This window comes from Paenibacillus sp. FSL R7-0331 (assembly GCF_000758645.1).
GTDB lineage: Bacteria > Bacillota > Bacilli > Paenibacillales > Paenibacillaceae > Paenibacillus_AQ > Paenibacillus_AQ camerounensis.
In genome coordinates, this window is record NZ_CP009284.1 from 2,042,698 (window position 1) to 2,064,697 (window position 22,000).

Annotated in this window: 13 protein-coding genes; 11 read left to right on the top strand and 2 right to left on the bottom strand. The window is 53.0% G+C overall.

Going from position 1 to position 22,000, the window contains the following annotated elements; genetic code table 11:
* The first annotated feature begins 52 nt into the window (after window positions 1-52).
* A complete protein-coding gene (locus R70331_RS08420) occupies window positions 53-1,960 on the top strand; it encodes a beta-glucoside-specific PTS transporter subunit IIABC (RefSeq protein ID WP_042174507.1) in 1,908 nt (635 codons plus the stop codon).
* A 568-nt stretch (window positions 1,961-2,528) separates the two neighbouring features.
* Here R70331_RS08420 and R70331_RS08425 read toward each other — a convergent pair.
* Window positions 2,529-3,932 (bottom strand): transposase, encoded by a 1,404-nt coding sequence (locus R70331_RS08425; RefSeq protein WP_052418870.1) that lies wholly within the window; start codon window positions 3,930-3,932, stop codon window positions 2,529-2,531.
* A gap of 292 nt (window positions 3,933-4,224) precedes the next feature.
* On the opposite strand from R70331_RS08425, the gene R70331_RS08430 reads away from it, so the two are divergent.
* Window positions 4,225-5,697, top strand: coding sequence for a glycoside hydrolase family 1 protein (locus tag R70331_RS08430; protein WP_042174509.1), 1,473 nt, complete (start codon window positions 4,225-4,227; stop codon window positions 5,695-5,697).
* A gap of 710 nt (window positions 5,698-6,407) precedes the next feature.
* Here R70331_RS08430 and R70331_RS08435 read toward each other — a convergent pair.
* Window positions 6,408-8,402 (bottom strand): beta-galactosidase, encoded by a 1,995-nt coding sequence (locus R70331_RS08435; protein ID WP_042174511.1) that lies wholly within the window; start codon window positions 8,400-8,402, stop codon window positions 6,408-6,410.
* Between the two features lie 307 nt (window positions 8,403-8,709).
* Here R70331_RS08435 and R70331_RS08440 point away from each other — a divergent pair, with 307 nt between their 5' ends.
* From R70331_RS08440 to R70331_RS08480, 9 genes are all read left to right on the top strand, one after another.
* Window positions 8,710-9,609: an ABC transporter permease gene (locus tag R70331_RS08440; protein WP_425280472.1), complete on the top strand. Its 900-nt coding sequence runs from the start codon at window positions 8,710-8,712 to the stop codon at window positions 9,607-9,609.
* A 16-nt stretch (window positions 9,610-9,625) separates the two neighbouring features.
* Window positions 9,626-10,513 (top strand): carbohydrate ABC transporter permease, encoded by an 888-nt coding sequence (locus R70331_RS08445; protein WP_042174515.1) that lies wholly within the window; start codon window positions 9,626-9,628, stop codon window positions 10,511-10,513.
* A 33-nt stretch (window positions 10,514-10,546) separates the two neighbouring features.
* Window positions 10,547-12,175 carry an extracellular solute-binding protein gene (locus R70331_RS08450; RefSeq protein ID WP_042174517.1) on the top strand — a complete coding sequence of 543 codons (1,629 nt, stop codon included), beginning with the start codon at window positions 10,547-10,549 and terminating at the stop codon, window positions 12,173-12,175.
* Window positions 12,176-12,266: 91 nt separating this feature from the next.
* Window positions 12,267-14,636: a helix-turn-helix domain-containing protein gene (locus tag R70331_RS08455; RefSeq protein ID WP_042174519.1), complete on the top strand. Its 2,370-nt coding sequence runs from the start codon at window positions 12,267-12,269 to the stop codon at window positions 14,634-14,636.
* Window positions 14,637-14,734: 98 nt separating this feature from the next.
* On the top strand, window positions 14,735-17,428 hold the full coding sequence (locus tag R70331_RS08460; RefSeq protein WP_081947833.1) for an exo-rhamnogalacturonan lyase family protein: 2,694 nt from the start codon (window positions 14,735-14,737) through the stop codon (window positions 17,426-17,428).
* A complete protein-coding gene (locus tag R70331_RS08465) occupies window positions 17,425-18,120 on the top strand; it encodes a DUF1961 family protein (protein WP_042174524.1) in 696 nt (231 codons plus the stop codon). The genes R70331_RS08460 and R70331_RS08465 overlap by 4 nt, the downstream gene beginning before the upstream one ends.
* A 76-nt stretch (window positions 18,121-18,196) precedes the next feature.
* Window positions 18,197-18,997 (top strand): polysaccharide deacetylase family protein, encoded by an 801-nt coding sequence (locus R70331_RS08470; RefSeq protein ID WP_042174526.1) that lies wholly within the window; start codon window positions 18,197-18,199, stop codon window positions 18,995-18,997.
* A gap of 165 nt (window positions 18,998-19,162) precedes the next feature.
* A complete protein-coding gene (locus R70331_RS08475) occupies window positions 19,163-20,359 on the top strand; it encodes a hypothetical protein (RefSeq protein WP_231576495.1) in 1,197 nt (398 codons plus the stop codon).
* A 241-nt stretch (window positions 20,360-20,600) separates the two neighbouring features.
* Window positions 20,601-21,986, top strand: coding sequence for an MATE family efflux transporter (locus R70331_RS08480; RefSeq protein WP_042182357.1), 1,386 nt, complete (start codon window positions 20,601-20,603; stop codon window positions 21,984-21,986).
* Window positions 21,987-22,000 lie beyond the last annotated feature (14 nt).

The following is a 22,000-nucleotide window of genomic DNA, read 5'->3' on the forward strand; positions in this document are numbered from 1 at the left end:
AGACGGTGTGTTCGTTCGGGTTTTTTATATGCCAAAAATAGGGGGAAGTAAGATGAAACATCAGGAAACAGCACAGCAAATCGTCCAGTCCGTGGGCGGGGTGTCCAATGTGAATTCGGTTTACCACTGTGTAACCCGGCTGCGTTTTGAGCTTAAAGACAACAGCAAGGCCGATCAGGCTGCGCTCAAAAAGCTGGATATGGTCATGGGCACCAACATCTCGGGCGAGCAGTTCCAGGTCATCATCGGCAACGACGTACCGAAGGTCTACGATGAGATGGTAAAGGCTTATCCGGCACTTAAGCAGAGTGGTGAGAGCGTTAAAAAAGAGGATGGAAAGAAACAGAACGTCATCCTGAAGATTTTTGAAACGATCGCGGGCGTATTTGCGCCAATGCTGCCGGCTATCACAGCTGCAGGTATTCTCAAGGGTCTGCTGGCCCTGTTCGTAACACTGGAATGGCTGACAACCGGAACGGATACGTACCGGATTCTCTCCGCCATCGGTGATGGGGTGTTCTACTTCCTGCCGATTCTGATCGCCTTCAGCGCAGCCCGGAAATTCGGCAGCAATCCGTTTATTGCGGTTGGAGTAAGTGCGGCATTAATGTATCCGGATATGGGGGCATTATTGTCGAGCGGTAATCCGGTTGCTTTTCTGAACATCCCGGTTACTGCGGTATCCTACGCTTCATCGGTTATTCCGATCCTGCTGGCCGTATGGCTGCTCTCTTATGTTGAAAAGACGGTAGACCGTTTCATCACGCCATCACTGAAATTACTGCTTGTTCCGTTAATTTCGCTGCTTATTATGGTTCCTGTAACGCTGATTGCGATCGGACCGCTGGGAACCTTTATCGGCGACGGCCTGTCCGGCGGCATCAACTGGCTGCTGAATGAAGGCGGACTGATCTCCGGTATCGTCCTCGGGGGGGCAATGGCCCTGATCATTATGACGGGGATGCACTACGCGCTGGTTCCGGTTATCATCAGCAATCTGGCTACACTTGGCTTCGACAAATTCCTGCCGCTGACCTATATCTCGAATATGGGACAGGCTGGAGCAACTCTGGGCGTATTCTTCCGGGCAAAAGATAAAAAGCTGAAATCCGTAGCACTCTCCACCAGCTTCACCGCGCTTATGGGTGTCACTGAGCCGGCGATGTACGGTGTCAATATGAAATACAAAAAGCCGTTCATCGCCGCGATGATTGGTAGTGCGGCAGGAGGCGGCTTCGCGCTGGCCTTTGGTGCCAAAGCCTATGCGCTTGCCGGCAACGGCGGTATTCCGGGTCTTCCGGGACTGGTGGGCCAGACATTCTGGTACGCTTTTGGCGGGATGGTTATTGCCTTTGTAGTTGGCGCTGTCGTTACAGTACTGCTTGGATTCCAGGAAGAAGCGGATGATGCTGCGCAGATTTCCGGCAATATTGCAGCCAAACCGGCTAATGAGGCTCCGCAGTCTGCGGCTCCGGCAGCAGTAGAAATTGAAGCAGCGTCCGCAACTGCAGACAGCACGGCTTATGCACCGATGAGCGGCAAGGCGATTCCTCTAAAAGAGGTTAATGATCCTACGTTTGGTGATGAGCTGATGGGTAAAGGGATCGCTTTTGTACCGGCAGTCGGCGAACTGGTATCTCCGGTCAGCGGTACAGTAATGAATGTATTCAAAACCAAACATGCCATGGTCATCCGTGATGAGAGCGGCATGGAGCTGCTGATCCACGTCGGCATCAACACCGTTAAGCTGCGCGGCCAGTTCTTTGAAGCCCATGTGCAAACAGGTGATCAGGTGCAGGCTGGCGACAAGCTGCTGACCTTCGATCTGGAGCAGATTGCCCAGAATTACGATATTACAACCGCGATGGTTGTTACGAACACTGCTGACTATAAACAGATTCTGCCGATTAAGCTGGGTCCGGTTGGCTTTGGTGAGCCGGTGCTGCGAGCGGAGCTGTAGGCTGGACGTTAAGCCATGCTGCGTGAAGTCTCAATAGACTGGACAGTAGACGACATGAATCCGTACCTAATTCGGGGATTTCCCGGGCAATTAGATCAATTTTGTAATACTAACCAGGGATGGATTTGCAGGCGCAGCAAAAGCAGAATACTTTTTACAAAAAAATATGATATAGATGGATCTTGAAAACTTAAATTAAGGGAAAAGTGGCGGAAGGGATTTTGGAACTGTAGGAGCGGAGCGTCCGCCTTTGTGTTTGGATGTTACGGCCTATATAGATTGAACTTGAAAATTAAGTTAAGGGAAAAGTGGCGGAGGGGAATTTTGGAACTGGAGGAACGGAGGTGTCCGCCTTTGTCTGCGGATTTCCACCGCGAGCAGCGGTTTAAATGAAGAAATCTGCAGACAACAGCGGCCGGAAGTCCAAACATTCTCTGGAGCCACGGCTAATCCCAAAACGGAAAATTCTTCAGTTCGATCTATATAGTAGCAGTTAAAGAGACAATTTCATAATTCAGTTTGCTGGAAAGCAAGACTGGGCCAAAATCTGAGTTTGTTTTTAAAAAAATCAGGCCACTTGTTGGGAGTTTCTTAACTGCTTGTTCAACTTGTCTAGCGCAAACTTACTCAAATTGTAGGCCAATGTGCTGAGCTGGAAATCGACACTTGCCCGGACGCCGCGGTGACGCGTGCGTTTCATCCCAAAATACTCTTTGAGATAGGCAAAAACACGTTCTACAGCCGTTCGTTTCTTGTACAGTTGCGTAAAGCTCTCGCTTCCTCTTGCTGGGTTGGCATGCTTACGCAAATCGGTTTGGATTCGGATTTTAAACACTTTTTGGCAGCCGGATTCGGAAAACGGACAGTCTTTGCACTGGTTAGGCTTGGTGTAACGCAGCGTTTCGTACTTAGCATCGAAACTGTCGTAACGGTAGGCGTGTCCCTGTGAGCACACAGGGGTGTAGTCCTGGTTCATCCCCTCAGGCGGTTTTTTGTGGTGAATCATTTTAATAATAGGAAAAGCGCCTAAGGAATGAATCAACCGGTAAATGGCCGAACTGTCATACCCTTTGTCGCCCAAGACATGCTTCACCTTCAGCCCAGGAAACTTCAGGTGTAGCCCCTTTAGGAGCAGGACGGCCATCCGCTGGTCATTCAGATTCGCCGAACTAAAGACACCGCTTAGCACATACTGAGAATCCGCATCCACCAGTACGTTTGCCTTAAATCCGTAGTAACTGGTGAGTCTGCCCTTTGTATTTTTCTTGTCAAAGCGTGCAGCGTGCCGGGGGATCGTGCTCAGGAGCTCGTTATAGGTGTAAGATAGCATCGCTTCAATCGTTTTCTCAAAGGGCGCTAAGGTCTCTTCATAAGCGTCCCGTTCCAGACGCCGGCGCTCTTTTTCTTCCGCAGAAGCCCGCCCACGTCGGTAGACTGGTTTTTTAAGCGGTTCGTTCGCTGGCTGAGGCTCTGGCTCGGCATTCTCGAACTCCAGTTGCTGGATTTCTGGAGCTTTGCTTGGTTTTTTGGCACGGCGGGCCGCTCGGCATTTCGACGCAGATTCACTGAATTGGCAATCCCAAGCCTCCACAATGGAGGAGTCAACGGCAAGGTGCGTGCCCGTAGTAAAGCCCTCTTCCATGGCAGACAGCACCAAGGTATCCTGCAGTTGCTCAAGCATTCCCGTTTGCTCAAGCGCAGAAATCAGACGGGAGTATGAAGCCAGGCTCGGAATAGGGTTCGAGCCGGTAAATCGGCACTGCGCCCGAAATTCCTCGCTATGCTTAAGGCGCCTAACCAAGGAAGAAACAAACTCAATGCCCTCCATTTTTGAGATGAGCAGCGAGTAGATCATGGCAGGGAGGTTTAGCTCCTGTGGCCGCCCACGGTGGTTCTTTTTCCGGAGGACGTGCAGGACCGGAGCCAGGTTTAAGTGATCAAAGATTTGGCTGTATTTATCTTCCGGGCGCATTTGGAGCAATTCCTCGAAGGAAAACAGCTCTTCTTGTCGAATAGAATAGATAGGGATTACCTCTTTTCTTCTCGGGTGTTGGTTTCGTCGCCTATAACTTCGAGAACTTGGGGAGGTACTCCTTTTTCTATGCTCAAAAAAACCAGGTATAGCAAGGGTTTTGAATTATGAAATTGTCTCGTTAAATCCAAACAATTGCAGACAACAGCGGCCGGAAGTCCAAAATACTCTGGAGTCACGGCCAATCCTAAAATTTACACTTTATAGTTCAATCTATATAACAACCAAGGAGATGAGCACATTGAGCATACAGCAAGGATTTCCGGAAGGTTTTTTGTGGGGCGGCGCCATCGCGGCCAATCAGGCGGAAGGAGCATTTGATGCTGACGGCAAAGGGCTGTCCACTGCGGATATGGTGCCTTACTTTAAGAAAAAGGATTATACCAATCTGAAAGAGCTGATGCATGTTACCAGCGAATCCATTCAGCGGGGGATGCAGCATACTACGGCTGAGGGGTATCCGAAGCGCTACGGGATTGATTTTTACCACCGTTATAAGGAGGATATCGCTCTGTTCGGCGAGCTGGGCTTCAAGGTGTTCCGGATGTCGATTAACTGGGCGCGGATTTTCCCGAATGGTGATGATGCGGAGCCGAACGAAAAAGGGCTGCAGTTCTATGACGATATGTTCGACGAGATGCATAAGTACGGGATTGAGCCGCTGGTTACTATGTCCCACTATGAAATGCCGATGTCGCTGGTGCTGAACTATGGCGGCTGGAGAAACCGCAAGGTGATTGCTTTTTATGAAAAGTATGCAGAGACGGTGATGACCCGGTATAAGGATAAGGTTAAGTACTGGCTTACCTTTAATGAGATTAACACAACCGTCATTGAACCGTTCACCGGCGGCGGTGTGGTTGAAGATACCGTGGATAATATCCGTGAAGCGTCTTATCAGGCGCTGCATCACCAGTTCGTGGCCAGCAGTCTGGCAACGAAAAAGGGCCGCGAGATCAATCCGGAGTTCCAGATCGGCTGTATGCTGGCGCGCATGATTCATTATCCGGCAACCAGCAGTCCCGAGGATGTACATCAGGCGCAGGTGGACAACCAGCTTAATCTGCTGCATACCGATGTGCAGGCACGGGGCAGTTATCCTCCGTTTGTGAAACGGTATTTTGCCGAAAATAACATTAATCTCGTGGTTGAGCCGGGAGACGAGCAGCTGCTGCGTGAGCACACGGTAGATTTTATCTCCTTCAGCTACTACACTTCGTTAATCTCAACAGTGGATCCTGAGAAATACGGTGTGACAGGCGGTAACCTGTTCAGCACGGTGAAGAACCCGAATCTGCAGGTAACCGAATGGGGCTGGCAGCTTGATCCGATTGGATTACGAATTGTGCTCAAGGAGCTATATGACCGTTACCAGCTTCCGCTGTTCGTCGTGGAGAATGGTCTCGGGGCAAAAGATAAGGTAGAAGAAGACGGTTCAATCAACGATGACTACCGGATCGACTATCTGCGCAAGCACATCACGCAAGTGAAGGAAGCTGTTTTGGACGGCGTTGACGTGATGGGCTATACCAGCTGGGGGGCAATTGATATTATCAGTGCCTCAACCTCCGAGATGTCCAAACGTTACGGTGTGATCTACGTGGATCAGGATGATGAGGGTAATGGTACGCTGGACCGGTTCAAAAAGAAGAGCTTTTACTGGTATCAAAAGGCGATTGCTTCGAATGGTGCGGATTTGGATTAATAGCGGAACAGTGTGATGCGGCAGAGCTTTGCAGCAGTAGAACTGTTGCGAGGTTATTGTAGAGTAATGAATAGCTAATGCTTAGCTAATGCTTAGCTACGTACAGCCTGTTGTTATGGGACGCACTGCTAACTGTGAGGTTTAGTTGCAGTTTGTGCAATTAAAAACGGTAAATTGCTGCCTTCGCGCCATATAAGTGTACTCTGTGCAGCTATTTTTGCCCATATTGGCCTAAAGAGGGGTTATGCGGACATTTTAATTGTATGGAATACACTTATATGTCTTTTCTGTGGTAAACCAGCTGTTTTAATTGTACAGAGTGCAGCTATGTAGAAGAAGATTAGTTAGTTGGCGGGAATGATCGACAGGGTGATTCTAACCAGGTTAAGTGATAATCGGCATCTGAAATCTGCTTCAGCCAGAGATTCAGGGAGGCCATAGTTTCAACAGCCGGTTGAGCGGATAGCATATCACCGGTAACTGAAAATAGTCAAAAAGCAGTATGCAGCGGAATTAATTCCGGCGGCATACTGCTTTTTTTTGTTGCCTGATGATTCAAAAGCTTGCGCACAACACTATGTTATTGCGGGCAGCTCCTGCTAAGGGCTGTTGCCAAGGAGCTGCTGCTAAAGCGTTACTGTCAAACATGCCATGTGATGTTCATTCTGGAGCTCCTGCCATGATTACGTCCGCGCTGCAACGCCGCGTCCTTATTCCCTGAGCGTAATGAGCCGGTATTCATACGGCTCCAGCATCAGCGGGCCGGCCGGCACAGCCCGGCCGGCAAGGACATCCTGCCCGCTGCGCGGCAGGGTCACAGTGCCCCCGAGACCGTCCATGTTCACGACGGTCCACAGCTCCCCGCTGCTGCCGCGCCGCGGGCACACCACAGTGCCTGGCGTGACATCGCTGCGCACGGTCACACCAGCCCGGCCGGCATAATGCCCGATCAGCGCCTGCAGCAGCTGATCGCCGTCCTCGCCGGCCGGCAGCGAACCGAGCATTACGATGGCCCCCCGGCCATACGGCTGCTCGGTCGCAAAGGCAAGGCCAGGCGTCCGGCCCTCCGTAATCTCGCCGATCACGGAAGCTCCGCCGGGCAGCGGCTCAAACACCGCGCTCCATAAGGAAAGCGGCGCGGACAAGCCAAAAGCCTGCCCGATGCTGCCGGTTCCCTCCATCGGGTAGACGTATTTGGTATGCACGCCTGCATACCGTTCCAGCTCACCCAGAGCAGCATCAGTATGCAGGGTGTGTTCGGCCGTGCGTCCGCCGCTCAGCGGGCCGGCGATCCAGATGCCGCCGGCCTCCGTGAACGCCAGTGCTCTCCGCAAATACTCAGGAGACAGATAGTGCACGAAGGGAGTGAACAGCAGCTTGTAGCCGCTGAGCTCGCCGCCTTCCGGCACCAGATCGCGGTGAATGCCCATGTCCACGAACCGTTTATAAAAGTCACCGAGCAGGGAGCGGTAGTTCAGCTTCCGGTGCGGCTCGGTAGCCAGATAAGCTTTGGTCCGGTCCGAATAGGTTATTGCGACCTCAGCCTGCACCGGCCGGGTAGCCAGCATATGCGGCTCGATTGCCAGCCGGGCCTTTGATGCGGCCCGTACATTATCGTATCCGAGCGCCGGGTCACCCCAGGCGCTGAGAATCGAGCTGTGTGTCTGCTCGCTGCCCGAGCGCTGCTGCCGCCACAGCCAGTAGCAGAAAGCCCCGGCTCCAAGTGCATACGCGGACACTGCTTCGGCTGTGAGGTAGCCGTCCGGATGCGGCTGGCCGTAACTCGTGAGAGAGCCGGCATATGCCGGGCTGGTCTCAAGCAGCCAGAAATTCCGGCCGGGCTTGAAATTTCGCCATAGATCACAGTTCAGCAGATAAGCATGGCGGTTGGCCTGGGAGGCATAGGTGTCATATGCAGCAAAATCCAGCTCCTTGAACAGCTGTTCATTATCCACGTGAAAAGCAACGCTGCTATTGTGGGTGATAGGCGCATCCGAATAGCGGCGCAGAATACTTGCCTGATCTGCTGCGAATTCAGCGAGCTTCTCCATATGGAACAGCCTGTACAATGTAACGAGCGAGGAGTTATGGAGGAACGGGGTAGCCACAGGCTGCGGCACCTGCTCAAAGGACTGATAGGTATGGCTCCAGACAGCGGTTCCCCAAGCGTCATTCAGCCTGTCAATGCTGCCGTAGCGCTGCTCAAGCCACTCATGCCACAGTAATCTGCAGGTTCCGCAGATGCATTCGGCGACATGCGCCTTGAATTCATTATCGAGCTGCCAGGCAACAAGGCCCGGCAGCCCGCCCAGCTCCCGGGCCAGATGTTCGGCAATAATGGCTGCCCGCTGCCGGAAGTACGGATTATTGGTACAGATATGCTGTCTGGACCCGTGGTTCATCACCGCTCCGTCTGTCTTGACGAACAGCCGCTCGGGATGTCCGTGCGTCAGCCATATAGGCGGTGTTGCGGTTGGTGTACACATAATGGTGTCGATGCCGTGGTTATGCAGCAGCCGGACATATTCGGCAAACGGGCGTACATCAATAAGATTCTCCTCAGGCTCCAGCTCTGACCAGATGAACTCACCCATACGGACCAGGTTGATCCCGGCTTCCTTCATAAGCTGATAATCCTGCTGCCGCTCCTTTTCTCCCCACAGCTCCGGATACCATGCGGCACCGTAATACAGTTTATGCTTCACTGAACATACCTCCAGGTGATTATAATGAAAGAATTTAATCTTCCGGCATCATAGTTGCCGCCTGTCAGGCAGGCAATAGTAATGTTTTGCCGGCTTTGCACTTTATTGAATTGTGCTGTACCAAACCGGATGCAGAACCATCCAAAAAGTATGATTGCCGGAAAAATGTAGCAGGGACATAATGGGAACCGTAGCCCAAGAGAATAGACAAGGCTGCATAATCCTATCGGAGGTGAATGTAATGAAACAAGGAGCGGCGATGGGAACGGCGGAGATTCATACTGGCGCCTACCGCAGTAAGCGGGAGATGGTCTTCAAACGTCTAAAGCGCGATAAATGGCTCTACATCCTGCTAACCCCGGGACTCCTGTATTTTTTGGTATTTAAATATGTACCAATGTGGGGGATTTTGCTCGCATTCAAAGATTTCCAGCCCTTCCTGGGCTTCATGAAAAGCGAATGGGTCGGACTTGAGCATTTCCGCACATTTTTCCAGAACCCGGACTTTTTCATGCTGCTGCGTAACACGCTTGTATTGTCACTGCTGAATCTGGTGTTCTTTTTCCCGGCACCGATTATACTGGCTCTACTATTAAATGAAATACGGCTGTCTTTCTACAAACGAACGATTCAAACACTGATTTATGTGCCGCATTTTATATCCATGGTTATCGTCGCCAGTATATCCTATGTATTTCTGACCACTCAGGGCGGAGCAGTGAATGAATTCCTGTATACGTATACAGGAAGCAAAATTGACTTCCTCGCCGACCCTAACTGGTTCCGGCCGATGATCATTCTCCAGACAATCTGGAAGGAATGCGGATGGGGAACAATCATCTTCCTCGCTGCGCTGGCCGGTGTCGATGTGGAGCAATATGAAGCAGCTGTAATGGACGGAGCAAGCCGCTTGCGTCAGATCTGGCATATCACACTGCCTGCGATCCGCAGCACGATTGTAATTCTGCTGATTCTGCGGATGGGAACCATTCTGGACAACGGGTTCGAGCAGATCTATCTGATGATGAATGCGCTCAACCGCGAAGTTGCTGAAGTCTTTGATACATATGTATATGCGCTGGGGATTACCCAGGGGGCATTCAGCTACAGTACGGCTGTCGGGCTGTTCAAATCCGTAATCGGTGTTGTACTGGTGCTCGGCACCAACTGGCTCGCCAAAAAATTCGGCGAATCGGGACTTTACTAAGAGGGAGGCTGTTTGCGTGGTTAAGAAGCAATATCGGAGCACGGGTGAGATCACCTTTGACATCTTCAATTACATTATCTTGGGAATTATCGGAATCACCGCCATACTGCCGTTTCTGTTCGTAGTCGCCGGTTCGTTCGCAACTGAGGCGGAAATTACGAAGCGTGCGGTCTTCCTGATTCCTACAACGATCTCGTTCGATGCTTATAAATTCATCTTTTCAACAGATACGATTGTACGAAGCATCGGGGTTTCCTTATATGTGACGGCTGTCGGGACGATTGTCAATTTGTTCTTTACCGTAACCATGGCTTATCCGATGGCAAAGCGGTATCTGATGGGCCGCAATATGATCCTGAATCTGGTTATTTTCACCATGCTGTTCGGGGGAGGCATGATCCCCACCTATCTGGTCATCCGTGATCTCCAGCTGCTGGATACCTTAAATGCCCTGATTTTGCCGGGGGCAATCAGCGCGTTCAATCTGATTATTGTTAAAAACTTCTTCCAGGAGCTTCCGGTGGAAATGGAGGAGGCGGCACGGATTGACGGCTGCAGTGAGCTTGGCCTGCTGTGGAAAATCGTGCTTCCGCTCTCAAAGCCGGTGCTTGCGACCTTTACGCTCTTTTACGCGGTAGGGCACTGGAATAACTTCTTCTCGGCGCTGCTCTATATCAATGATCCATCCAAGTGGCCGCTGCAGGTAATGCTGCGCCAGATCGTTATGCTGTCCCAGTCGGCAGCCGGCGACCTCAGCCAGATGGACCCGAATTTCATACAGCCGCCTGAGCAGTCGATCAAAATGGCCGTAATCGTGGTCGGCACACTTCCGATTATGTGTGTCTATCCGTTTCTGCAAAAACATTTCGCCAAAGGGGTGATGCTCGGTTCAGTCAAAGGGTAATCTGTTATGCTAACATATAAAGGGAGGCCAATCATGAAAAATCAAGGTTTAGCAGGAAAGAAATCCGTTAAATTTAAAAAGCGGTTGTTTACAGTACTGTCAACTATTATGATTGTAAGTGTAATGTCAGGCTGTGGAAGTAACAATGAAACAAAGAATGCAGCAGGAACTGCAGGCAGTGAAGGAAATGCCAAGTCTGAGGCTACAGCGGGAACGGAAACAGAGAAGCCGCTGGATCTGACGCTGATGCTGCCGATTTTTAAAACCAATTATCCGAAGGATGACAGCCCCGTTGCTGCCAAGCTGGAAGAGCTGACCAATACTAATATCCATTTTGAATGGGTACCGAATGCTTCCTATACCGATAAATTCAACATTACGCTTGCTTCAGGCAAACTGCCCGATATTATTTATGTAGGAGATGTGAAGGCTTCGAGCTTTGTCAATGCGGCAAGATCCGGCGCGTTCTGGGAGGTTGGACCCTACCTTAAGGATTATCCTAACCTGAGCCAGGCTAACCCGGTCATTCTGAACAACTCGGCCATTGACGGCAAGAACTACGGAATTTACAGAGGCCGGGCGCTGGGCCGCAACGGTGTAGTATTCCGCAAAGACTGGCTGGAGAAGCTGGGTCTTGAGACTCCGCAGACAGTGGACGAGTTCTATAATATGCTGAAAGCGTTTAAAGAGCAGGATCCGGACGGTAACGGCAAGGACGATACCTACGGCATGGTAATGGTAAAGTGGACCGGCGGCTGGGCCAGCGGCTTTGATGCGATGAAGCTGTGGTTCGGATCTCCGAATAAATGGGGCATCCAGGATGGCAAGCTTGTACCTGAGCATGAATATCCGGAGTATGTGGAAGCGCTTAAATTTATGAAAAAGCTGTATGATGAGCAGCTGGTCAACTCCGACTTCGCCGTTATGGACAGCTCTAAATGGAGTGATCCGGTTGTTAACAACCAGGCTGGCGTTATTGTCGACGTAGTGGACACTGCTGCACGGATTGACGACAAGATTCATGCTGCACTGCAAAAAGAAGGCAAAGATGAGCCGGACCGTCACTACATGGATGTTATAGGCGGCGTTAAGGGAGAGGACGGACAACTGCATACACTCCCGACTTCCGGCTTCGCCGGTATGCTGGCTATCCCGAAATCCTCCGTCAAAACAGAGGATGAGCTGAAGCGGGTGCTGGCTTTCCTGGATAAGGTGAATGATGCGGAACTGCAAACGCTGACAGGATACGGAATTGAGGGTGTCCACTATAACCTTGTGGATGGTTTTGTAGAACGTTCAACAGACACTGTTCTGCTGGAATCTGAAGTCGAAGGTCTGAACCAGATGGTTCCTTATATTCCGGATGAGAACGCAAAAGCCGCGAAGCAGATTAAGCAGACGGAACTGCGGAACAAGCAGACGGAACTGCAAAAGACAAATGAAGCAACTATCGTAGTTAACCCGGCAGAAGCACTGATCTCTACTGTGTATACACAAAAAGGCTCACAGCTTGATAATGTCATCAATGATGCGCGCATCAAGTTTATTGTCGGACAAATCGACGAAGCCGGGCTGAAATCAGCCTTTGACGTATGGCGCAAGACAGGCGGAGACGAGCTGGTAAAAGAAATGAACGAATTGTACGCAAAATTGGGTAAATAGCATCCGGCCACGCTCCATGTACCGGCCGGAATAGCCCCATTAACGCCGCAAGGCTGCAATGCTAAACTATGAATTCGGCTGGTGAATAGACATGGAGAATGGAACGACAGAAAAGCGGAAGGGCTTTATACGGGGATGGAAGGGGCGCAAGGGACGGTATTACCGCAATAATCTGATTATTGTGCTGATTGTCTCGTCCATTCCCGGCCTGATCATAGGATTGCTTGTATACTGGATGGCGGGCGGAAGCCTGGAGGACGAGCTGCTCGAGATGCACAACCGGCAGATCGAGCAGCGTGCCGCCAATATTGATGACCAGCTGTCCAATCTGGAGCTGATGCTGGCTCATTGGGCCTTTGATCCCAAGTTTGACTATAGCCTCAAGGGTATGGATTTTACAATGGATCACGAGCGGGCTTGGGACATCACCAAGACGCTGCTAGTCATGCAGGGCTCCAATTCCATGGCACGTCAGGTGGAGCTGTATCTGGCCGATGAGCGTCCGGTGCTGTTCGGCACAGAGTATGGTACGGTAACGTCTTCCGGAGCTGCCGTTTATGAAAAGCTGATGAAGACGGAGCAAAGCACCTACTGGACAGAGACGGCATTTGACCCGGCGAAGCCTAAGTCTAAAGAACTGACACTTGTGCACCATATTCCCGGCGGCAGCCTAGAGCCGTTCGGGGTATTGCTGCTGCGGATGGATACACAGAAGGTTGCAGACATGCTGCGGACGATGACGCCGTATAACAGCGGAGAAGTGTATATGCTGCAGAAATCAGGCGGCTTGTTCATCTCCGGAAGCGGGGTTGATAATGCCCCCACGCCGTTTGTTGGTGCGCTGCAGACGGCTATAGAAACAAGAGGCAGCGGTGACAGCACATCCTTCCTGTATGACTGGAACGGGGTTACCTATGCGGTGACCTACGGTGATTTCTCCCGGATTTCCAGCGAATGGGCTTATGTATCCGCTTCACCGATTTCAAGCATAACCTCCCCGGTGGTGGAGCTTTCAAGAACCATTATTACAGTCAGCCTGAGTGCGCTGCTGCTCGCGGCGGTTCTGTCCTGGATTGCCTCCCGCCGGATCTATTCGCCTTTCCGCCGTCTTCTGAAGACGCTGCTCCCTGAGCACGATGCCTCCGGAGACCGTGAGGATGAGGTGACGCTGATCGAGCGGCACTGGCAGAATCTGCACGGGCAGCAGAATGCATTGCAATACACCCTTTCGGAGCAGCTGCCGCATGTACAGCGCAGCTTCCTTCACCAGCTGTTTCTCGGCTATCACTATGCTTTTTCCGAGCAGGAGCTGTTAGGCCGGATGAAGCAGTACAAGTGGGAAGTAGACAATTGTGTCTTCGTGGTGCTATACATTCAGCTAACAGGTATTTCCAGTCTTGAGGCTAAGTTCCGCAGCGGTGACGAAAGCCTGGTCTCTTTTGCGGCGGTTAATATTATCGGAGAATTGGCAGCTGAGCACTTTGATCAGGCGGAGACAGTCAATCTGCACAACCTTACAGCCGGCATCCTGCTGATTGAACGGGGAAGCGGCCCGGAGGCGGCCCGGGTACAGGCGTTCGGCGAAGAGATGGCTGCCACCCTTAACCGGATGCTTAAGCTGCAGGCTACTGTGGCATACAGCTCACCGATGGAACATATTTCAAGTATTCCCCGCTCTTTTGAAGCAGTAAAGCAGGCAGCGAAGCACCGCAGATACGGGGGCGGTAACCAGGTAGTCAGCCTGGAGCAACTGGAACGGGAAGGAGAGGGCGCTCATATGCCGCAATATTCGTTCGCTCTGGAACGTGGCCTGATTCAGGCGCTGCGCACCGGCGAAGCGGAGGAGGCAGACCGGCTGCTGGAGGAATTCCTCACCACGCTATCCGCTGACGGCGCTAAGGTAATTGACGTGCAGCAGGGGATGCTGCATCTGCTCGGTGCGGTACAGCATGCTGTGCTGGAAGCAGGGATTGCGCCGAACCAGCTGTTCAAAGGCAAGAATCTTTACGCCGGCCTGTCACAGATTCATGAGCCGGGTATGATTCTGCCATGGTTCCGTGACCAAGTCGTTTCTCCTTTCCTGAAGGAGCTGTCCGAGCGTTCAGACGCCGGTATCCGGCGGACGATTGATCAGGCCATGCTGTACATTCAAGAGCATTATATGGACAATATCTCACTGGACAGCTGCGCGGATTATACGGGGACAAGCCCGTTCCTGCTCAGCAAGTCTTTTAAACGGGTGACCGGACAGAACTTTATTGATTATTTAACGGAGCTTCGGATTGAAAAAGCAAAAGAGCTGCTTCGTGACACGGATCTGAAAATGAACGATGTTGCGCTGCAGGTCGGCTATCAGCAGAGCTATTTTAACCGGATATTCAAAAAACAGGAGGACATCACACCGACACGCTACCGTGAGCTGAGCCGGCATGAAGGGGAGAAGGGCACCGGAAGCCGGTAGGCTGGTAGCTGGCAGGCTATACGGATGGGCGCCATAACGTGCTCTGCGGCGGCTTGTATAAGCCAAGATTTACTGCCCGTATGATGTCTAAAAAGGAGATGACAGCCTTGTCTTCAGCCTTGCCGATCCATTTACACTGGCTGAACCAACCCGCCGCGGCTGCGGGGGTTACATGGGGAGTTCCCTGGACCAAAGGAGAGTTAAACCGCAAGGAGCTCGCCGATCTTTATCTTAGCGGGCCGGACGGCAATTCCCGTCTGCCGCTGCAAAGCCGTCCGGCCGCTTATTGGCCGGACGGTACTATTAAATGGTCGTTTCATTCGGCAGTCTGCCCGGAAGGCGGAGCGGAAGGGTATACACTGGAACGTTATACAAAGCCGGAAGCCGTCCAGTATACAGCAAAGGTATCCGTCCGTGAGACGGAGGAAGCTTACATCGTGGATACAGGTGCGATTATTTGTACTGTAGGTAAATACGGTGCGGGACCAATCTCGCAGATTTTGCGCCGGAGACCGGAGCAAGCAGGCGCTTCAGATAGCAATTCCGGACATTCAGGAGATATAAAGGATGTCAATGCAAGAGACGGACAGCGGGTATGCAGCGGAAGCGAGCTGGTCTGTCTGCGTGAGCAGCGGGATACGCTGAGCGGTGAGCTGACACTGCGTCAGGAACGGTTCACCGGCGTGACCAGACAGGCCGCCCTGGAGGAGAACGGGCCGCTGCGCGCTGTGATCCGTCTGGACGGCCGGCACCGCAGCAGTAACGGAGCAGGAGAGTGGCTTCCCTATACGCTGCGGCTGTATTTTTATGCCGGGCTTGAGTCGATCCGGCTAGTGCATACCTTTTATTATGACGGTAACCCGCAGCAGGATTTCATCAAGGGGCTGGGTATCCGGTTCAGAGTGCCGCTGAGCGGACCGCTGTATAACCGTCATATCCGGTTTGCAGGCAGTGAGGGCATTTTCAGCGAATCGCCAAAAACACTCCATACCCGCAGAACCAAGGGGAAATATGCAGAGCTGTTCGCTGCCCAGCTGGAAGGCCGCAACCTGCAGTTCGACCCCGGGGAGGATGCCTATTTCACCGGACTGCTGCGGGATTCGGCAGTATGGGACAGCTTCCGGCTCGTTCAGGATTCCTCGGAGCATTTTGCCGTCCATAAGCGTACCGGCCCGGATTGTGTCTGGATCAAGGGAGCAGAGGGGCGGCGTGCCGGAGGGCTGGGCTATATCGGCTCGGAGGGCGGCGGTCTGGCTGCCGGAGTGAAGGATTTCTGGCAGAAGCATCCGTCGGGTCTTGAGCTTAGCGGTGCTGCCGGCGATGAAGCCGGGTTGACCGTCTGGTTCTGGTCGCCGGAGGTTCCGGCGATGGATCTGCGCCATTACGATACGAAGACCCATGTGGAGTCTTCATATGAAGGAGCAGAGGAGCTGCGTGCTACCCCGTATGGTATTGCCAATACCAACGAGCTGACCCTGTGGTGCACTTCGGGGACACCGGATTCCGCCGGGCTGCTGCGGATGCAGCGGGAGGCTGATCATCCGCCGCTCCTCGTCTGTGAACCGGAGTATTATCACCGCAGCCGGGCATTTGGCCTATGGAGCCTGCCGGATAGAAGCACACCTGCCAAGGCATATCTGGAGGAGCGGCTGGCCGGAATTATCTCCTTCTACCAGGCGGAGCTGGAGCAGCGCAAATGGTATGGCCTGTGGGATTACGGCGATTTCATGCACAGCTACGATCCCGTGCGCCATGTCTGGAACTATGATCTGGGGGGCTGCGCCTGGCAGAATGCGGAGCTGGTGCCGAATATGTGGCTGTGGGTGAGCTTTTTGAGAACCGGGCGCGCGGATATATTCCGCATGGCCGAGGCGATGACCCGGCATACCAGCGAGGTGGACGTCTATCACTTCGGGGAGTATGCGGGTCTTGGCTCGCGGCATAACGTGGTGCATTGGGGCTGCGGCTGCAAGGAAGCGCGGATCGCTATGGCCGGGCTGCACCGCTATTACTATTATCTTACCGGTGATGAACGGATCGGCGACATTATGGACAGTGTGAAGGATGCCGACTACACGACGGTGACGCTGGACCCGATGCGGGCTTATTTTCCCAAGGATGAATTTCCGACACATGTGCGGGTTGGCCCGGATTGGGCGGCGTTCAGCTCGAACTGGATGACCCGGTGGGAACGGTACGAAGATACGTTTTACCGCGATAAAATATTGACCGGATTGGACGGCATCAAAGCAGCCAATCTGCGGCTTATCTCCGGTCCAACCTACGGATATGATCCAAAAACCGGCATCCTCAGCCCGATGGGTGATGATAACTGGGGCCGGCATCTGGCAATCTGTATGGGCGGACCGCAGGTGTGGTTCGAGCTCGCCATGATGCTGGAGGACCCGGTATGGGAGGATATACTCGCTGAATTTGGCGTGTTCTATAACCTGCCGCAGGAAGAAAAGGATGCTTATGCAGGAGGAGCAATTACAGGCAAGCTGCGCTTTGAGCACCCTGTACTGAGTGTCGCTATTGCTGCTTACGGGGCATGGTACAAGGATGACCGGGCAACGGCTGACCGCTGCTGGAACATCCTGCTTGAGAATCCGTTCGGTGCAATCAATCTGCAGGAAGCGCAGACGCCGGTTACTTACATGGAAGAGCTGAATGAAATTGACTGGATGAATACGAACGAAGCCTCCCAATGGTCGCTCAATACGATTATTGCACTGGAGCTGATTGCAGAAGCCTTGCCGGAGCGTGATTCCGTGAAGGGGGCAGAAGAATGACCGCTCAGCAGAATGCAGCGCTGATCCCAGAGCAGTGGCGGGAGATATACCGTAATACGCTGGCGGACCCGGAGCAAACGGACGGATTCCGGATGGAGGGGGACGGCGCTGTAACCTTTCCGATGGGCCGGTTACGGCTAGAGAGCACGCGGGCTGCTTCTGAGGGTCAGAAAGCTAATGTTGTGTTCTGGTGTCCTGAGGTATTTCCGGGGGATCTGGCAGTATCGTGGAAATTCCGGCCGCTGCGCGAGCCTGGACTGGCGATTCTGTTCTTCGCTGCCGCCGGCGCCAATGGCAAAGACCTGTTTGACCCGTCGCTGCCGGGACGGACCGGGGAATATGACCAGTACCATCACGGGGAGATGAATGCTTTTCATATCTCGTATTTCCGGCGGATGTGGGAGGAGGAACGTGCCTTTCACACCTGTAACCTGCGCAAAAGCTACGGCTTCCATCTGGTCGCTCAGGGCGCTGATCCGCTGCCGGGTGTTGCCGATATGAACGTTGCCTACGAGATTCTGGTAGTGAAGCAGGGACCTGCAGTAACCTTTGCAATTAACGGACTGCCGCTGCTGAAGTGGACCGATGACGGCTCGTCCTACGGTCCGCTGCTTGCCGGCGGCCGGATCGGCTTCCGCCAGATGGCACCGCTGATTGCAGAGTACAGCGATCTGGTTGTGTATGCGCCTTGAATGGCCCGGAAGCTGCCGAGTGGGCGCTATTTTTACTTGGGATACATCTATATATAGAGAAGGAGGCGTAACAGCAATGCCTGGAGTGTATTACTGCTATCCGGAAGGCCGGCACAAGGCACTGACAATGAGTTACGACGACGGCAGACGTGCGGATGAGCGGCTGGTCGGCCTGTTCAATCAATATGGAATCAAAGGAACCTTCCATTTGAATTCCGGCCTGCTGGGAGAAGGGGACCGGATTACAGCGGAGGAGATTCCTGATCTCTATAAGGGCCATGAGGTCAGTGCCCATACGCGGCGCCATCCGACGATGGCACGCTGTCCGCAGGAATATATTGTTGAGGAAATTATGGAGGACCGCAAGGCGCTGGAGGCGCTGCTGCATCAGCCGGTCCGCGGCATGTCTTACCCGAACGGGTCGTATACTGCCGAGATCAAAAAGCTGCTGCCGCATCTGGGTATTGAGTATGCCCGGACCGTACAGAGCACCGGCGGCTTCGGCCTGCCGGAAGACTTTCTGGAATGGCCGGCAACCTGCCATCACAACCGGGGACTGCTGGAACACGGGGAGAATTTTGTCGGACTGTTTAAACGGCAATATCTGTATCTGATGTATGTATGGGGACACAGCTACGAATTCGACAACGATAATAACTGGGAGCTCATGGAGCGCTTTTGTGCCATGGCCGGCGGCCGGGATGACATCTGGTATGCCACCAATCTGGAGTTTGTCCATTATATGAAGGCCTGCCGGAGTCTGATTTTTTCGGCTAGCCGGGATTTTGTATATAATCCGAATGCTGCTGCGGTCTGGCTCGAGGTTGACGGTCAAATCGTTGAAGTGCCGGGCGGGCAGACAGTGGACTTGGGTTAATAATCGGAGCAGGCCGGGAGAGACGACTGGTTGCACCTGCTGCAGGCGGGGCAAACGGATAGGAGACAAGGAGGAGCAACTGTGAATAACACCAACCATACCAACAATCAATCATTGCACCGGCTGGCCGGAATTGACATTTCGGCTGCCGGTCCCAGATGCAAAATGCTGATCGGGGATCTGGACGGGGACGGCAGGGCTGAGCTGCTGCTGGTGCAGCCGGATAACCGCCAGGATGTCAGATACATTCCGCATCAGGTGCAGTGTCTGACCGCTTATGATCTGGACGGACGGCTGCTGTGGCAGACCGGTAAGCCGGATGAGGGTGCAGGAAGCCAGGGCTCGGATTATCCGGCCCAGATCTATGATATTGACAGTGACGGTGCGCTTGAGGTGCTGTGTGTCATGGATGATAAGCTGCAAATACTGGAAGGGGCAACCGGAAAAGTGAAGGCAGTACACGAGCTTCCCTCCGCTGAAGCGCATGACTGCATCATTATTGCCAATCTGAGCGGTAATGAGCACCCTTCTGACATTATCCTCAAGGACCGTTACCACAAGTTGTGGGCACTCGACAAAAACCTTCAGCTGCTGTGGACTCATGAAGGCAATGTGGGCCATTATCCATGGGTATCCGATCTCGACGGTGACGGGCGTGATGAGGTTATGGCCGGTTATGATCTTCTGGATGCCGACGGAAAGCTGAAGTGGAGCTGCCATGATCTGGATGATCACGCAGATTGCCTGTGGGTCGGTGATGTGAACGGCGACGGCCTTCCCGAGCTGGTGGTCGGGGGAAGTGTTACAGTCATGTATGACCGGAACGGACAGGAGCTGTGGCGGTACGAGGGCTCCATTGAATCCCAGCATCTGGCCCTTGGGCGCTTCTGTCCTGAGCTGCCCGGACTGCAGATTGCCGGGCTTGACCGTATGGTCCGCGAGGATGACGGCAAGGGTCTCAAGGGAAAGGACGCCATGTTCCTGCTGGATCAGAACGGCCGGGAGCTCTGGAAAGAGGAGCGCACTACGGACGGCTGGCTCACAATCGTGGATGCGGTCAGCAGCTTCTGGAAGAACGCGCCTGACTACATTCTGGCGTACCGGCGCGGCGAAGGCGTGCTGCCTGCGCTATATGACGGTAAAATGAACATAGTTGCACAGTTTGCCGAGCAGGGCTATGCCGTGCACGGGGATCTGCTGGGCAGCGGCACTGAGCAGGTTATCATCTATACGGATGAGCTGGCGGCAGTCTATGCCGGTGAGCCGCTTCCGCTGACGCCGGTTCATCCGGGCCGTCAGCTTCCGCAGCCCAAACGGCTGTACAGCTCCACCCTCTACCCTGGCGGTGAAGTTGCGCTCTAAGGACGTGCTCTATTAAGGTGTATAGAATGTGCAGCACAATTGACGCTGCTTTAACCCGGAATAACCCGTGAGGCATAAGCCTCCGGGTTATTTGTATTATTGAGCATAACATTATACGGTCACGGACCATCCCTATTGTATAGTAACCACCCGTTTAACAGACGAAAGGGTGATTTTGTAGTAAACTGGAAGGAATGTACTTTGTGCTCTCAAATTCTACAGAAAAGAATGTGATATGTTTATGCAGCTTCAGGCTCGAATACGCAGTAAGCAATGGCTGGAAAAATACCTTACCGGGGAAGGGATGGATTACCGGCAGATTATCGCCTTGTTCCTTCCCATCCTGATCGACCAGGCTTTCATCATCGGGCTGAACCTGGTCAACACAGCGATGATCAGCTCGTCCGGAATGGCGGCGATCAGTGCGGTGAATATGGTGGATTCACTGAATATTTTTCTGATCAATGTATTTGTGGCGATAGCGACCGGCGGGACAGTGGTGGTGGCTCAGTATAAGGGCAGCGGAAATGACCGGATGGTGTCACAGGCTGCAGCGGGTTCCGTTACTTCGGTATCGCTGATCTCTGTAGGAATCGGTCTTCTGCTGATGGGCTTCCACTCCCCGATCTTAAATCTTCTGTTCGGGTCAGCCTCTGCCGATGTCCTGGATAATGCCCGGATTTATATGATAGGCAGCAGTATCTCCTATCTGGGGATTGCCGTAGTTCAGGCCGTATGCGGTGCGCTGCGGGGTGTGGGCCGGACACGGGCTTCCCTGATGCTGTCACTGATTATGAATCTTTTGTACGTACTCCTGAACATTGTTTTTATAAATCTGCTGGATATGGGTGTGCTGGGCATGACGCTGGCGGTCAATATCGCGCGGTATGCGGGAATGATCTGTGCCCTTGTGTACCTGTTCAAAATCGATACGGCTCTGCGTGTGCGCATGCGCGATCTTCTCCGAGTTCCGCTTGATATGCTGCGCAAAATTATGTTCATCGGCGTCCCCTTTGCGGCGGAGCAGATGTTCTTTAACGGCGGCAAGCTGCTGACCCAGATTTTTATCGTCAGCCTGGGTACCTATGCCATTGCGACCAATGCCATTGCAGGCTCTCTGGCCATGGTGTTTCAGATCCCGGCAAGTGCGCTGTCGCTAACTATTGTAACGGTAGTCGGGCAAAGCATCGGGCGGGGGAATGTTGCTGATGCCAGAAAATTTATCAAAGCCTTTCTATGGATCGGTTCAGGCTCCTATGTCCTGGTTACGCTGATTCTGATGCCGCTGTTCCATCCGCTGGTATCTATCTTTTCTCCGCCTCCGGAAATCATCGATGATTTGTTTATAGTGCTGCTGGTCAATGCGGTTGCCCAGATTCCGCTGTGGGCTGTCAGCTTTATTCTCCCGTCTGCGCTGCGGGCAGCAGGGGATTCCCGGTTTACCTCCATTACCTCGATGCTGTCGATGTGGCTGTTCCGGGTTGTACTGGGCTATATTCTCGGGATTGTGCTCGGCTATGGGGTGCTCGGAGTCTGGATGGCGATGAACTGCGAGTGGGCTGTCCGCGGGGCTGTTTTCCTATGGCGGTTCAGAGGAGATAAATGGTTTGCGCATAAGCTGATCTGAAGAATCTGGTAATC